This window comes from Mycobacterium sp. RTGN4, assembly GCF_033804635.1.
GTDB lineage: Bacteria > Actinomycetota > Actinomycetes > Mycobacteriales > Mycobacteriaceae > Mycobacterium.
In genome coordinates this window covers 526449-540454 of sequence record NZ_JAPZLB010000003.1, presented here as the reverse complement: position 1 = coordinate 540454, position 14006 = coordinate 526449, and the positions used below count along the sequence as shown (strand labels likewise).

The 14006-nt window shown below is 66.7% G+C and carries 12 protein-coding genes; 3 read left to right on the top strand and 9 right to left on the bottom strand.

All coding sequences use genetic code 11. From position 1 onward, the window contains the following. Window positions 1-2 precede the first annotated feature (2 nt). From SLQ30_RS09560 to SLQ30_RS09550, 3 genes are read right to left on the bottom strand one after another with little or no spacing between them, the layout of a single operon-like run. Window positions 3-533 carry a DUF6912 family protein gene (locus SLQ30_RS09560; protein ID WP_319446007.1) on the bottom strand — a complete coding sequence of 177 codons (531 nt, stop codon included), beginning with the start codon at window positions 531-533 and terminating at the stop codon, window positions 3-5. Further along, window positions 523-1368: a polyphosphate kinase 2 gene (gene ppk2, locus SLQ30_RS09555; RefSeq protein WP_319446006.1), complete on the bottom strand. Its 846-nt coding sequence runs from the start codon at window positions 1366-1368 to the stop codon at window positions 523-525. Before ppk2 ends, SLQ30_RS09560 begins: the two co-directional genes overlap by 11 nt. Window positions 1369-1392: 24 nt before the next feature. Beyond that, the gene (locus SLQ30_RS09550) at window positions 1393-2802 is read right to left on the bottom strand and encodes a wax ester/triacylglycerol synthase family O-acyltransferase (RefSeq protein WP_319446005.1); all 1410 of its coding nucleotides are present in this window, start codon (window positions 2800-2802) and stop codon (window positions 1393-1395) included. A gap of 178 nt (window positions 2803-2980) precedes the next feature. Here SLQ30_RS09550 and SLQ30_RS09545 point away from each other — a divergent pair, with 178 nt between their 5' ends. Next, a complete protein-coding gene (locus SLQ30_RS09545; RefSeq protein ID WP_319446004.1) occupies window positions 2981-3475 on the top strand; it encodes an Rv3235 family protein in 495 nt (164 codons plus the stop codon). Between the two features lies 1 nt (window position 3476). Here the strand turns inward: SLQ30_RS09545 and secA are convergent, their stop codons facing one another. From secA to SLQ30_RS09530, 3 genes are all read right to left on the bottom strand, one after another. Further along, window positions 3477-6323 carry a preprotein translocase subunit SecA gene (gene secA / locus SLQ30_RS09540; RefSeq protein WP_319446003.1) on the bottom strand — a complete coding sequence of 949 codons (2847 nt, stop codon included), beginning with the start codon at window positions 6321-6323 and terminating at the stop codon, window positions 3477-3479. Between the two features lie 175 nt (window positions 6324-6498). Further along, window positions 6499-7131, bottom strand: coding sequence for a ribosome hibernation-promoting factor, HPF/YfiA family (hpf, locus tag SLQ30_RS09535; protein WP_319446100.1), 633 nt, complete (start codon window positions 7129-7131; stop codon window positions 6499-6501). A 339-nt stretch (window positions 7132-7470) separates the two neighbouring features. Then, window positions 7471-8097 (bottom strand): ComF family protein, encoded by a 627-nt coding sequence (locus tag SLQ30_RS09530; protein ID WP_319446002.1) that lies wholly within the window; start codon window positions 8095-8097, stop codon window positions 7471-7473. A 146-nt stretch (window positions 8098-8243) separates the two neighbouring features. Here SLQ30_RS09530 and SLQ30_RS09525 point away from each other — a divergent pair, with 146 nt between their 5' ends. Both SLQ30_RS09525 and SLQ30_RS09520 read left to right on the top strand, forming a co-directional pair. Further along, entirely contained in the window at window positions 8244-9014 is a 771-nt protein-coding gene (locus tag SLQ30_RS09525; protein WP_319446001.1) for an SDR family oxidoreductase, read from the top strand. Continuing rightward, window positions 9011-9868 carry an SDR family oxidoreductase gene (locus SLQ30_RS09520; protein ID WP_319446000.1) on the top strand — a complete coding sequence of 286 codons (858 nt, stop codon included), beginning with the start codon at window positions 9011-9013 and terminating at the stop codon, window positions 9866-9868. The genes SLQ30_RS09525 and SLQ30_RS09520 overlap by 4 nt, the downstream gene beginning before the upstream one ends. Before the next feature lie 14 nt (window positions 9869-9882). On the opposite strand, the gene lpqB is transcribed toward SLQ30_RS09520, so the two are convergent. Genes lpqB through mtrA form a run of 3 tightly spaced genes read right to left on the bottom strand, consistent with a single transcriptional unit; the run spans window position 9883 to window position 13978 of the window. Further along, window positions 9883-11637, bottom strand: a complete 1755-nt coding sequence (gene lpqB, locus SLQ30_RS09515) for an MtrAB system accessory lipoprotein LpqB (protein WP_319446099.1) — start codon at window positions 11635-11637, stop codon at window positions 9883-9885. A gap of 8 nt (window positions 11638-11645) precedes the next feature. Next, entirely contained in the window at window positions 11646-13295 is a 1650-nt protein-coding gene (mtrB, locus tag SLQ30_RS09510; RefSeq protein ID WP_319445999.1) for an MtrAB system histidine kinase MtrB, read from the bottom strand. Beyond that, window positions 13292-13978 carry an MtrAB system response regulator MtrA gene (mtrA, locus tag SLQ30_RS09505; RefSeq protein WP_319445998.1) on the bottom strand — a complete coding sequence of 229 codons (687 nt, stop codon included), beginning with the start codon at window positions 13976-13978 and terminating at the stop codon, window positions 13292-13294. The genes mtrB and mtrA overlap by 4 nt, the downstream gene beginning before the upstream one ends. Window positions 13979-14006 lie beyond the last annotated feature (28 nt).

The window sequence follows — 14006 nt, the reverse complement described above, 5'->3', positions numbered from 1 at the left end:
GCTCAGAGCAATTCGAGTAGAAACGGCAGCTCCTGGGTGGCATACCAGGCCAGGTCGTGATCTTGAGCGTCGCCGACCGTGAGTTCGGCGTCCTCGTCACCCATGTCCGCGGCGTCGACGACGTCGACCGCAGCCAGTACCGCCTGCTCCGCCGACCCGTTGTCGACGTACGCAGCGATGACGTCGGCGAGCGTTAACGGCCCCGCCAGCCGCACCACCGCATCGTCGAGATCGGGCCTCGGCTTCGCTTCGGCCACTTCGGCCACCAGCACCACCCGGCGCGGGGGCAAGTCCGGATCTGGGCCTTCAGCCCCCAGTAACCGCAGTGACGCCAGCGCCGCCTCGCGAAGTGCCACCTCGGAGAGTTCGTCCTCGTCGCCTTCTGCGTAGGACTCCCGCAGCGTCGGTGTCACCGCGAACGCGGTTCCGCTCAACGCGTGCATCGACGCGTCGGCGACGAACCGCTGCAACATGGCCAAGGTCGCCGGGATGTAGACACGCACAAGGCCGAGCGTAGCGGCCCTACTCAACATCACCGATCAACGTGGCGACGTGGTCGTCGACGTAGGTCGACAGCGTGCGCGAAGGTCGCTCATAGGAGTGGCTCAGGATCGGTCGCTCCGGCAACTCCACCTTCGGATGCTCGACGTCGTGATAGTCGATGGTGGATAGCAAGTGCGACATCATGTTCAGCCGGGCGTACTTCTTTATGTCGGACTCGACGACGTACCAGGGACTCTGCGGGATGTCGGTGTGCACCATCATCTGATCCTTGGCCCGCGAATAGTCCTCCCAGCGGTACACCGACTCCAAGTCCATCGGACTCAGTTTCCACTGCCGCACCGGATCGTTCATCCTCGACTTGAACCTGCGCAACTGCTCGTCGTCGGACACCGAGAACCAGTACTTGCGCAAGAGGATCCCGTCCTCCAGCAGCATTTGCTCGAACACCGGTGTCTGCCTCAGAAACTGCGTATGTTCCTGCGGCGTACAGAATCCCATGACCTGCTCGACGCCGGCCCGGTTGTACCAGGACCGGTCGAACAGCACGAGTTCGCCCTTCGCGGGCAGGTGCGCGATGTAGCGCTGGTAGTACCACTGGCCCCGCTCCCGCTCGGTCGGCGCGGGCAGCGCGGCGATCCTGGCCACGCGAGGGCTGAGGTACTCCGTGATGCGTTTGATGGTGCCGCCCTTGCCAGCGGCGTCGCGGCCCTCGAAGATCACCGCGATGCGCGCGCCGGTATGACGGGCCCACTCTTGTAACTTCACGAATTCCGTTTGGAGCCGGAACAGTTCAGCCTCGTAGACGTCCTTGGGCAGCTTGTTCTTCGGCTTCTTGGAGCCTTTGGCCGACTTGCTCTTGCTCATCGGCGAATCCTAGTGCGATCCGACTTACTGCGCTGACTCGAGCAACTCGTCGAGCGACTCGCGCAGCAGCAACGGGAACATGTCGACGTCGCTCATCGCATCACGGTCGGCGTTGATGCCGAAGTACAGCATCCCGTTGTAGGACGTCACGCCGATCGCGAGCACCTGCTTGTTCAGCAGCGGCGGAACCGAGTACGTCTCGAGCAGTTTGGTGCCCGCGACGTACATCTGCTTCTGCGCCCCCGGCACGTTGGTGATCAGCAGGTTGAACTGTCGCGCCGAGAAGCTCGTCGCCACCCGAATTCCCATGGCGTGCAACGTCGGTGGCGCAAATCCAGACAGCGTGACGATGGTCCTGGCGTCGACCAGGCTGGCCGCGGTCGAGTGCGACTCCGTGGCATGGGCGATCTGAGACAGCCGCACGACGGCGTTGCCCTCCCCAACCGGCAGGTCGACCAGGAACGGCGCCACCTCATTGATCGCCTGTCCCGGAAAACTCGCATCCGGCTCCGAATCGGGATACACCGACGTCGGCGCCATCGCGCGCACCGTCGTCGTCGAGGTCACCGGCTCACCGCGCGACAGCAGCCAGTTTCGCAACGCGCCTGCCACCACCGCGAGCACGACGTCGTTGACGTCGCAGTCGTAGCGCGCGCGTAACGACCGGTAGTCCTCGAGCTTGTGGCCCGCCACCGTGAATCGGCGATTGCGCGACACGGTGGCGTTGAGCGGACTGTTGGGCGCGGTGCCACGCGCGAACGTGCGCGCGACGTCGGCGAATCTGCGCCCGGCCTCGACCAGCTGGTCGGAATTGGTGGCGACCTCGGTGACTGCCGAGCGGACGGCAGCCAGCTGCACGGTCGGACGTGCGATCCACTCTCCGACGGCACCCAACAGCAGCCCGGCGTCGCTCGGCTCGCGCCCCGGGATCCAGATGTCTTCGCCGAAGTCGGGGGCCTTCTGCGTGCGATCGGCGATGACGTGCCCGATCTCCACCGCCGACATGCCGTTGACCAGGGCCTGGTGCGTCTTGGTGTAGATGGCGATGCGGTTCTTGGCCAAGCCCTCGACGAGGTACATCTCCCACAGCGGCCTGGACTTGTCCAGCGGCCGGGACCCGAGCCGCGCGACCAAGTCGTGCAGCTGAGCGTCACTACCCGGCGAGGGCAGCGCGGACCGCCGGATGTGATAGGTGATGTCGAAGTCGCGATCGTCGACCCACACCGGTCGCGCGAGGCTCCACGCGAGCTCCCGCACCTTCTGCCGGTAGCGCGGAATCTGCGCTATCCGCTGCTCGACGGTGGCCAGCAGCGTCTCATAGCTCAGCCCGTTGCGCGGCTTTCGCAAGATCGACAATGACCCGACGTACATGGGCGTCGACGAGTTCTCCAGGTGATAGAACGACGCATCCGACGCCGACAACCTGGTCACCATGACGGCGTCGCCCTCCCCTACCCGAATTCCCCTTCACCGGACCCCGTCACGGTAACCGCAGATTCGTACCCCCCGCATCACGGGTGCGTTGGAGTGTCCTTGGAGCGTGCGATCATAAAAACGTCTGACCCTCTCCAGCAGATGCCGTCCCGTCCGTATCGAGCCCGCTGGAGTAGCTGTGACCTCAGCACACCTCACGTCGTCCAATCTCATCTCGCCGATCGTCGACTACGAACCACCCCCGCTCGGCCCGGTGCCGCCACCGTGCCCGCAGCCGTCGCCCGCTGCGCTGCGTCGCCGGGTTTCCCGTCACCTTCGGCCGGGTCTCGTGGTGCGCGAGTTGCCACCGCCGAGGGCCGCAGCGGTGTTCGCCGACGCCGCGTTGCGCTGCGTGCTCGAGGTCTCGGACCGGCGCAGGCCGATCGCCGCGCTGCGGACCTTGCTGACGGCCCCATTGATCGATGCCGTCGTCGCCCTGGGCCGGACGCCGTCGAAGGAAGGTACGGCCGTGCTGCGCCGGGTACGTGCCCGCACCGCCGAGGTCGTCGACGGGGAGGCCACGGCTGCGGAGGTGTTCGGCACCTACACGCGTGGCAACCGGGTACATGCACTGGCCGCCCGCATCGAGCTGAACGACGGGCGCTGGCGTGTGGTGGCGCTGCAGCTCGGTTGAGTTATCCGCGACGCGCCTTCGGACCACCGCGCGGCTGCTTGCGAGCGGCCTCGCGACGCTCTCTCCGGGACGGGGCGGCGTGCCTGCCCGCGCCTTGCGCCTGCCCTTGACCCTGCCGCTGCACCTGAGCCGAGCCATCCTCCGATGGCCCGCTGTAGGTGAGCTGCGGTCCGTCTTCGAGGTCCCCGATGCCCTTGACGCGCAACGCCGCCGGAGCCTGTGGCTGGCGGTCCTGCGTGGCCACCGAGCCACCCGAGTCGACCTGCTGCGCCTTGGCCGCGGCGTCCGCCGCGAACTGGGCCAGGTTCGGCGGTGCGGCGATCGGCGCTACCGTCGGCTGCGGAGCCCCCTGGACCTGCGCGTTGAACAGCAGCCCGACCGACTCCTCCTTCACCGCGTCCATCATGCCGACGAACATGTCGAAGCCTTCGCGCTGATACTCGACCACGGGATCCCGCTGCGCGTGCGCACGCAGGTTGATGCCCTCTCTGAGGTAGTCCATCTCATAGAGGTGCTCACGCCACTTGCGGTCGACGGTCGTAAGCAGCACCGTGCGCTCCAACTGACGCATCGCGGTGTCGCCGCCAAGCTCGGTCAATTCGGCTTCGCGCACCGCGTACGCCTTTTCGGCGTCGGCGACCAGCGCGGCGAGCAGTTCCTCGCGGGTCAGTTCGCCCGGCTCGCCGACCGCGTCGGTGTCGACGAGGTCGTGGTGGTCGATGCCGACGGGATAGAGCAGCTTGAGCGCCGACCACAGCGACTCCAGATCCCAGTCCTCGGCGTAGCCGTCCGCAGTGGCGCCGTCGACATAGGCGGTGATGACGTCGACGAGCATGGCGTGTGCCTGATCGGCGAGGTCCTCCCCCTCCAGAATGCGTTTGCGCTCCGCGTAGACGACCTTGCGCTGCTGGTTCATCACCTCGTCGTACTTGAGCACGTACTTGCGGATCTCGAAGTTCTGCTGCTCGACCTGGGTCTGCGCGCTCTTGATCGCGCGGGTCACCATCTTGGCTTCGATCGGCACGTCGTCGGGCAGATTCAGCCGGGTCAGCAGCGACTCCAGGGTCGCGCCGTTGAACCGCTTCATCAAGTCGTCGGCCAGCGACAGGTAGAAGCGTGACTCGCCGGGATCACCCTGGCGGCCGGAGCGGCCGCGCAACTGGTTGTCGATGCGCCGTGATTCGTGCCGCTCGGTGCCGAGCACGTACAGCCCGCCGAGGTCGCGAACTTCCTCGGCCTCGGCCTCCACCTCGGCCTTGACCACCGGCAGCACCTGGTCCCAGGCCGCCTCGTAGTCCTCGGGGGTCTCGACGGGATCGAGGCCGCGATCCCGCAGCCGGACGTCCGCGATGAAGTCGACGTTGCCGCCGAGCACGATGTCGGTACCGCGGCCTGCCATGTTGGTGGCGACCGTGATCGCGCCCCGCCGGCCCGCTTCGGCGATGATGTTCGCCTCCTGCTCGTGGAACTTGGCGTTCAGCACGTTGTGCGGGATGCGGCGCTTGGTGAACTGCTTGGACAGGTACTCCGAGCGCTCGACGCTGGTGGTACCGATCAGGACGGGCTGCCCCTTTTCGTACCGCTCGGACACGTCGTCGACGACGGCGATGTACTTGGCTTCCTCGGTCTTGTAGATGAGGTCGGACTGGTCGGCGCGGACCATCTCCCGGTTGGTCGGGATGCTGACGACGCCGAGCTTGTAGATCTCGTGAAGTTCGGCGGCCTCGGTCTGGGCCGTGCCCGTCATGCCCGAGAGCTTGTCGTAGAGCCGGAAGTAGTTCTGCAGCGTGATGGTGGCCAGGGTCTGGTTCTCGGCCTTGATCTCGACCTGCTCCTTGGCCTCGATGGCCTGGTGCATGCCTTCGTTGTAGCGGCGGCCCAACAGCACGCGACCGGTGAACTCGTCGACGATCAGCACTTCGCCGTCGCGAACGATGTAGTCCTTGTCCCGGGCGAACAGTTCCTTGGCCTTCAGCGAGTTGTTGAGGTAGCCGACCAGGGGCGAGTTGGCCGCCTCGTACAGGTTGTCGACACCGAGTTGATCTTCGACGAACTCCACGCCGACCTCATGCACACCGATGGTGCGCTTCTTGATGTCGACCTCGTAGTGGACGTCCTTCTCCATGAGCGGAGCGAGTCGCGCGAATTCCACGTACCAGTTCGACGCACCGTCGGCCGGACCCGAGATGATGAGTGGCGTGCGGGCCTCGTCGATGAGGATCGAGTCGACCTCGTCCACGACGCCGAAGTTGTGCCCGCGCTGCACCATTTCGGTTTCCGAGTGCGCCATGTTGTCGCGCAGATAGTCGAAGCCGAACTCGTTATTGGTGCCGTAGGTGATGTCGGCGGCGTAAGCCACTCGCCGCTCGTCTGGCGTCATCTGCGCAAGGATGACTCCGACCTCGAGCCCGAGGAACCGGTGCACACGGCCCATCCACTCGCTGTCGCGTTTGGCCAGGTAGTCGTTGACCGTGACCACGTGGACGCCGTTGCCGCTCAACGCGTTGAGGTAGGCGGGCAACACGCACGTAAGCGTCTTGCCTTCACCGGTCTTCATCTCGGCGACGTTGCCGAAGTGCAGGGCGGCGGCGCCCATCACCTGGACGTCGAAGGGGCGCTGGTCCAGCACCCGCCAGGCGGCCTCGCGGGCTACCGCGTACGCCTCAGGCATTATGTCGTCGAGCGTTGCGCCATCGGCGATGCGCTGCTTGAACTCGTCGGTCTTGGCCCGGAGCTCGGCGTCGGACAGCGCCTCGACGTCATCGGCCAAGCTGTTGACATAGTCGGCGACCTTCTTGAGCCGCTTGACCATGCGGCCTTCGCCGATGCGGAGCACTTTGGACAGCACGTTGATTACCTCTATTTATACGAAGATGTGTATGACGTCGTGAAGTGCCCCCATCCTAGGTGACGGGTCGGTTGAGCCGGTCGAAGCCACAGGTCGCCGAGGTCATGGCACCGCCTGACACGCCGTAGTAGGCGCGCCAGGCGATGTGCTCTTCAGGGTCGTGCAGGTGGGATGCTCAGGCGAGCCGGATCAGCCCGTAGTCGTACGCGTGGCGCCGGTAGACCACGCTGGGCCTGTCTGATTCCTTGTCGTGAAACAGGAAGAAGTCGTGACCGACGAGCTCCATCTCGTAGAGCGCATCGTCGACCGTCATCGGAAGGGCCGGATGTTCCTTCGTGCGCACGATCCGTCCGGGTTCGTGCTCGTTGCCGTCGACGGCCGCACTGGTGTCGACGGCGGCAGGCACCTCAGGCGGGAGCGCGATCGCGGTGGCCTCGTGCAGGGATACCGGCGTCTTGTCGCCGTAGTGGATCTTGCGCCGGTCCTTGCTGCGGCGAAGCCTGCTTTCGAGTTTGCTTATCGCAGACTCCAGCGCGGCGTAGAAGCTGTCCGCGCAGCCCTCCCCACGAACGACCGGGCCGCGACCGCGGGCGGTGATCTCCACATGCTGACAGTTCTTCCGCTGGCGGCGGTTGCGTTCGTGGTCGAGTTCGACGTCGAACAGGTAGATGGAGCGATCAAAGCGCTCGGTGCGCGCCAGCTTCTCTGCGACGTAGATACGGAAGTGGTCGGGAATCTCGACATTGCGACCCTTCACGACGACCTCGGCACGCGATGTCGTTTCAGGCTCATCCTCGACGTCCACCATCGTCGAACGATTGGTGTCCACGGATTGTATTGACATACTTGGCAACTCGCTTCCTCTTCGGCGTCGCACGCGCGCAGCGTGCCCGGCTTGGATCAGAAACGCGCCGAGGGCCCGAAATCTCGTCGGCCAGCGGCGCAAGGTGTCGAGCACTCACCTCCTACCGCTGTTCAGGCGATGTGGCGCCATTGGTGCTTGGGCGCCGCCGTGAGTCGTTCACGGGTGGTTGGCCCCAAGGTAGTCCGTGTTCACCCACCTGTGCCACATATTCCGCAGACCTGATTCGAGTTCTTCATTTCGGTTTGATATAGCGGTAATCGCCACTCGCGTGGACACGCACGTTCACGCGTGCGCCACCGCCAAGACCGCGGCCACCCGGGCGCCTGCAGTTTGCAGGACCCGGACCGATTCGCAGGCGGTCGCGCCCGTAGTCACGACGTCGTCGATGAGCACCACCTCACCGGAGACGGGCTTGCGCACGCGTACCCGTCCCGCGATGTTGGCCTGGCGCGCCCCAGCTGAGAGCCCGACGGAATCGCGGGTGAACGCGCGCATCCGCAAGGCCTGGACGACGACGGCGCCCGCGGGCGGCGCGCTCTGCGCCATCCGGGTCACCGGATCGCCGCCGCGTCGGCGGGCGGCCGAACGTCGGGTTGGCCCAGGGACGAGCGTCACCGGGGTCTCGACGATGCCCCACGCGACGAGGTGGCGCAGCCCGACGCCGAGGGCCGCCCCCAGTGGGCGAGCGAGTTCGCTGCGCCCGTGTTCCTTCACCGCGATGATCGCGGCCCGACGCACGCCGGCATGTCGGCCCAGCGAGAAGACCGGTACGCCGGGGTCGAGGCGCGGCGTGATCAGCACGGGATAGTCGGCCCGGACCGCCAACGCCTGCGCGCACGCGTCGCACCACCTGGTCGACGGTGCTCCGCAGCCGCCGCACTCGAGCGGCAGGACGAGGTCGAGCGGCATGGGACCACTGTGGTGACGCCCTCCGACAATCGACTCCGAGCGCGGCGCCAATTCGCGTGACAAAACTCGACACTCGGCCGTTCTGGGTATGCCGAGTCGCTTACAGTTGCGTCGTAAGTTGTAAAGAACTCATCGTGGAGGCTTCAGTGGCGGAGAACGGAAGCGGTCGCTCGGCGCTCGTCATCGGCGGCGCATCGGGCATCGGTTGGGCGACGGCGAAGGCGCTCGTCGGCGACGGCTATCGCGTCATCGTGGCCGACCTCAACGGCGAGGGTGCCGCCGCCCGGGCCGCCGAGCTCGGTACGCCGCACACGAGTGCCGAGGTGAACGTCACCGACGAGGCCTCGGTGGCCACCCTGTTCGAGCAGGCCGGGACCCTCGATGTCGTGGTGACGACGGCCGGCTTCAGCAACATCTCCTACATCGTCGACATGCCGGTCGATCAGTTCCGCTCGGTCATCGACGTGTGCCTCACCGGGTCGCTCATCGTCGCCAAGTACGCGGGCAAGCAGCTGTGCGACGGTGGTGCGCTGGTGTGGATTTCATCGCTCAACGGCCGTCAGCCCGCGGCGGGCATGAGTGCCTACTGCGCAGCCAAGGCCGGGCTGTCGATGCTCACCCAGGTGGCGGCGATGGAGTTCGCCTCGCGCGGCATCCGCGTCAACGCCGTCGCACCCGGCTTCGTCCACACCCCGTTGACCGAAGGCGCGGCCATGATCCCCGGCACCGTCGAGGAGTACGCCGAGAACACTGCGCTCGGCCGGCTCGGCACCCCCGAGGACATCGCAGAAGCGGTGCTGTTCATGACGAAGGCGCCGTGGCTGACCGGCGAGGTGATGGACCTCAACGGCGGCGCGCACATGAAGCGCTACCCCGACGTCATGGGTCATCTGCACAAGTTGATGGGAACTGCGTGAGGTTCGCCGGCGGGCAGGAGCGAAGCGACCGGGGGTTCTGGCACGCCAAGAAAGCCATCGTCACCGGCGCAGGCTCAGGCATCGGCGCGGCACTCTGCCGGGCGCTCGCAGCCGAAGGTGCCGACGTGGTGTGCACCGACGTCGACGGCGACGCCGCGGCACGCACCGCCGAACCACTCGGCGCACGCTCCGCGCGCCTCGACGTGACCGATGCCGCCGCGGTGCAGGGCTGCGTCGACGAGGTCGTCGACCGGACCGGGCGGCTGGACCTGATGTTCAACAACGCAGGCATCACCTGGGGCGGCGACACCGAACTGCTCACGCTGGATCAGTGGAACGCGATCATCGACGTCAACGTCCGCGGCGTCGTACACGGCGTGGCGGCGGCCTATCCGCTGATGGTCAGGCAGGGCCACGGGCACATCGTCAACACCGCCTCGATGGCAGGCCTTGCGGCGGCGGGGCAGATCACCAGCTACGTCATGAGCAAGCACGCCATCGTCGGGCTGTCGTTGGCGTTGCGTTCGGAGGCGGCCGGACGCGGCGTCGGCGTGCTCGCGATATGTCCGACCGCCGTCGAAACCCCGATCCTCGACAAGGGGGCGATCGGCGGGTTCGTCGGCCGTGACTTCTACCGGATGGGCCAGCGCAGCCCGGAGTTCTCGTCGGCCGACGCGTTGGCGAAGGACACGCTGCGGGCCATCGAGCGCAACAAGGCGCTGCTGGTGTGGCCGCGGCAGGCCCGCACCGCGTGGCTGTTCGCCCGCCTCGCCCCGGGTTTGCTCCAGCGAATGTCGATCCGGTTCGTCGCCCAGCAACGCGCGGCTCAGGCTGCCCACTCGCCCAGGCCCTGACCGCCGAACGTGGGTTAGCCCGACAGCACGGGTATTGCACCGGGCACCATCAGCGGCCGAACCTCGACCCACGTCAGGTCGTCCTCGGCCGCGGAGCCCGAAAGTTGAAGTACCCCACGCTGATCGGCGACGTAGACCGTTGACGGGTTGGCGGCCACCGTCGACACCGGCGCGAGCAGATTACGGCTGGGCCCATCCGAGTTCACGCCGTCGAGGTTGACGTACGACACCGGATGCTGCGAGTCGGTCCGACTTACCACGATGTCGTCACCGGTGCGCCAGGACAATGAAACGGCGGTGTTGCCGAGCCCGAAGCCCAGCCTGCGTGGGTAGGTCAGCGCGTACTGGCCGCCTGCCACCTGCTCGACGCTGGTCAGGATGACCTGGCCCCCGATGACCATCGCTGCCCGCGTGCCGTCCCGCGACAACTGGAGCTCGTCGATCGGACCGGGAAACCGCGTCTGAACCGCGGTCGAGTCGATGGGAATCCGGGCAGGCTGTCCCGACGCGGCCTCCTGGATGACCCGAACGACGTTGTTTCCGTCGACCACGATCCAGATCGCGTCTTCGAGCGACCAACTCGGGCGCGAGAGTGTGCGTCCATCAAGCGCCTGGGCCGCGTCCCCGCCAAGCGGGCCAACCCACAGGGACGACGCCATGTCGGGCGCACCCGGCCGCAGCGTCACCACCGAAGCGGCCTCCTGCCCGCTACGCGACAGGGTCGCAGACGTCTGGCCCGGCATCTGGCCGAACGCGCCCGTGACGCGGGGCGCCTTCAGTCCGTCCAACGACACCAACGATCCACCGATCAACGCGTGCAGGCCGGCGGCGGCCCCGGCGTCGGTGCCAGGGTCGGTGGCCGCCACGTCGGAGGTGTTCCAGCCCTCGGCGAACCGGTCATCGAGCGCCGCTCCATCCGCGTTGATGATGTACGGACCGTTGATTCCTGCCCGGTTCAGTGTCCAAATGATCTGGGCCGCAAGCAATTGCCTACTGTGCGGGTCGGTGGTAGTGAGGCTGTCGAGCTCGATGCGCGCTCCGCCGTAGCCGCGCCCGACGCCAGTCTTGCCGCCGTCGGCGCGCGTGACGGGACCTCGCAATCGAAGGGGCGAACTGAGCAGGTTGCGCACGGTGTTGGCCATCTCCGGCCGAGGGCCCGAAACCAGTTTGGTCACCAGTTCGGTCGCCAACTGGTCGGAGTCGGACACCGCGACATACCGAGGGTCGGGCACCACGGTCTTGCCGGTGGGGTCCACGAAGTACAGGGTGTTGCGCTTGTAGGTCGACTGGAACTGCTGCCAATCCAGAAACACCCCGTTGGGCAGCCGATCGATGCGCCAACCGCCCGGCGTCTTCACCAGGTCGATGGTGCCCGGGTCGGGAAGCGCGCCCTCGCCCGTCTCGAACACGCCGATGTCGGACAGCGAGCCGAGGATGTCGGCCTTCATGGTCACCGAAACCCGGTCGGGGCCACGCGTTTCGACGAAGACGACGCGGTCGATGAGCAGCGCGCTGCCCGCATCGTCCCAGGACCGTGACGCCGACTCGGTCAGGAACTGCCGGGCGGCGAGGTGCCGGTTCGCGGGGTCCGCCGTCGCCTTGAGGAATTCGCGGAGCAAGACGTCGGGGTCCATCGCAGGGGTAGGCGTCGGCAGGCTCGGCGGTGCCGGCCGGTCGACGGTGCCGATCGCCTGGGGCGCAGACGAACTCGGCACACCTGCGCATCCGGCCAGTGCCGCGACGATCACGAACAGCCACGTCAGGATCAGTGCGCGTCTCACGCGCGCTCCCCCGCGGGTTCACGTGGCCGAGTCGACTTGCGCGGCGCGCGGTCGTTTCCCGGCGGCTTGAGCGGAAGCGGACTCGTCGTCACCTTGTGGCCGCGCACCAGCGGAAGGGTGAGCCGGAAACAGGCCCCCTTGCCCGGTTCGCCCCAGGCCTCGAGTCGGCCTTGGTGCAGCCGAGCGTCTTCGATGCTGATCGCCAGGCCGAGGCCGGTACCGCCCGAGCGCCGTACCCGGGACGGATCGGATCGCCAAAAGCGGCTGAAGACGAGCTTCTCTTCGCCGGGACGAAGGCCGACGCCGTAGTCGCGCACCGTCACCGCGACGGTATCCACGTCGGCAGCCATCTTGATGCGCACGGGTTTGTGCTCGGCGTGGTCGATGGCGTTGGCGATGAGGTTGCGCAGAATTCGCTCGACGCGGCGCTGGTCGACCTCGGCGATCACCGGCTCCGCGGGCATCTCGACGATGAGGTCGCTGCCGGCGTCCTTGGCCAGGTGCCCGACGTTGTCCAGCGCACTTTCCACCACCGAACGCAGGTCCTCGGACTCGACCGACAACTCGGCGACGCCCGCGTCGTGACGGGAAATCTCGAGCAAGTCGGCCAGCAGCGTCTCGAACCTGTCCAATTCGTTGATCATCAATTCGGTGGACCTGCGGAGCGCGGGCTCGAGTTGCTCGCTGTGGTCGTAGATCAGGTCCGCCGCCATGCGGACGGTGGTGAGCGGGGTGCGCAGTTCGTGGCTGACGTCAGAAGTGAAGCGGCGCTGCAGGTTTCCGAATTCCTCGAGCTGGGTGATCTGACGCGAGAGACTCTCGGCCATGTCGTTGAACGACACTGCGAGGCGGGCCATGTCGTCTTCGCCGCGGACCGGCATCCGCTCGGTCAGGTGCCCCTCGGCGAACCGCTCGGCGATTCGGGAGGCCGAGCGCACCGGAAGCACGATCTGACGGGCCACCAGCAGCGCGATGGCGGCGAGCAGTCCGAGCAGCACGATGCCGCCGGTGGCCATCGTGCCGCGCACCAGCGAGATGGTGCTCTCCTCGTTGTTCAGCGGGAAGATCAGGTAGAGCTCGAGATTGGTCACTGGCGAGGACGTAGGGCTGCCCACGATCAGGGCGGGTCCGTCGAAGGCATCGGTGTGCACGGTCGCGTACTGATAGCTGACCTGGCCGGCCTTGATGAAATCGCGCAACGCATTGGGCACCTCGGAGGAAGGCCCGGCCGCGGTGGCTGCGCGTGGGCCGTCGCCCGGCACCATCAGCACTGCGTCGAACGCGCCGGCCAGCCCAGCCCCGGTGTCGGCCTTGCGGTCGATCAACGTGTTGCGGGCCAACTGCAGGCTGCTGTCGAGCGAGCGTGACTCCTCGCCGCCGACGATGCCGCTGACGGTGTTGCGGGCCCGTTCGATCTCCTCGGTCGCCGCGCGCACCTTCACCTCGAGGATGCGGTCGGTGATCTGGCTCGTCAGCACGAAACCAAGGACGAGGATGACGGCCAGGGACAGCCCGAGAGTCAGCGTCACGACCCGAAGCTGTAGCGATCGACGCCACGCGAAGCCCAGCGCTCGACCTAGCGCTCCGAGCCCGCGCAACATCGGCGCCGAGCGACTGCGGATGCGCCGCCTCGAGCTCCAGATCACGGAGGTCCGGCCTTGTATCCCACTCCTCGAACGGTGAGCACCACCTGCGGGTTCTCCGGATCCTTCTCGACCTTGGCACGCAACCGCTGGACGTGCACGTTCACCAAGCGTGTATCGGCGGGATGCCGGTAGCCCCAGACCTGTTCGAGCAGCACATCCCGAGTAAACACCTGCCGCGGTTTACGCGCCAACGCCACCAAGAGGTCGAACTCCAGCGGGGTGAGCGAGATCTGCTCTCCCATGCGGGTGACCTTGTGGGCCGGCACGTCGATCTCGATGTCGTGGATCGAGATCAGCTCGGCCGGGCCGTCGTCGTTACGACGCAACCGGGCCCGCACGCGCGCCACCAGTTCCTTCTGCTTGAACGGCTTCATCACGTAGTCGTCGGCGCCCGACTCCAGCCCGAGCACCACGTCGACGGTGTCGGTCTTGGCGGTCAGCATGACGATCGGCACACCCGAGTCGGCACGCAAAACGCGGCACACGTCGATGCCGTTCATGCCGGGCAGCATGAGGTCGAGCAGCACCAGATCGGGCCGCAGCTCGCGCACAGCCGTCAACGCCTGACTGCCGTCGCCGACGACCGCGGTGTCGAACCCCTCACCGCGCAGCACGATCGTCAGCATCTCGGCCAGCGATGGGTCGTCGTCGATGACCAGAATCCTTTGCCTCATGGTGACCATCGTGTCACCAGATCGCGATAAAGCCCGG

Excerpts from the sequence above, each read along its gene's own strand:
- SLQ30_RS09560 (WP_319446007.1), bottom strand. The coding sequence starts at position 533 with ATGTTGAGTAGGGCCGCTACGCTCGGCCTTGTGCGTGTCTACATCCCG.
- ppk2 (WP_319446006.1), bottom strand. The coding sequence starts at position 1,368 with ATGAGCAAGAGCAAGTCGGCCAAAGGCTCCAAGAAGCCGAAGAACAAG.
- SLQ30_RS09530 (WP_319446002.1), bottom strand. The coding sequence starts at position 8,097 with ATGCCGCTCGACCTCGTCCTGCCGCTCGAGTGCGGCGGCTGCGGAGCA.
- hpf (WP_319446100.1), bottom strand. The coding sequence starts at position 7,131 with ATGGTGGACGTCGAGGATGAGCCTGAAACGACATCGCGTGCCGAGGTC.
- SLQ30_RS09550 (WP_319446005.1), bottom strand. The coding sequence starts at position 2,802 with ATGGTGACCAGGTTGTCGGCGTCGGATGCGTCGTTCTATCACCTGGAG.
- mtrA (WP_319445998.1), bottom strand. The coding sequence starts at position 13,978 with ATGGTCACCATGAGGCAAAGGATTCTGGTCATCGACGACGACCCATCG.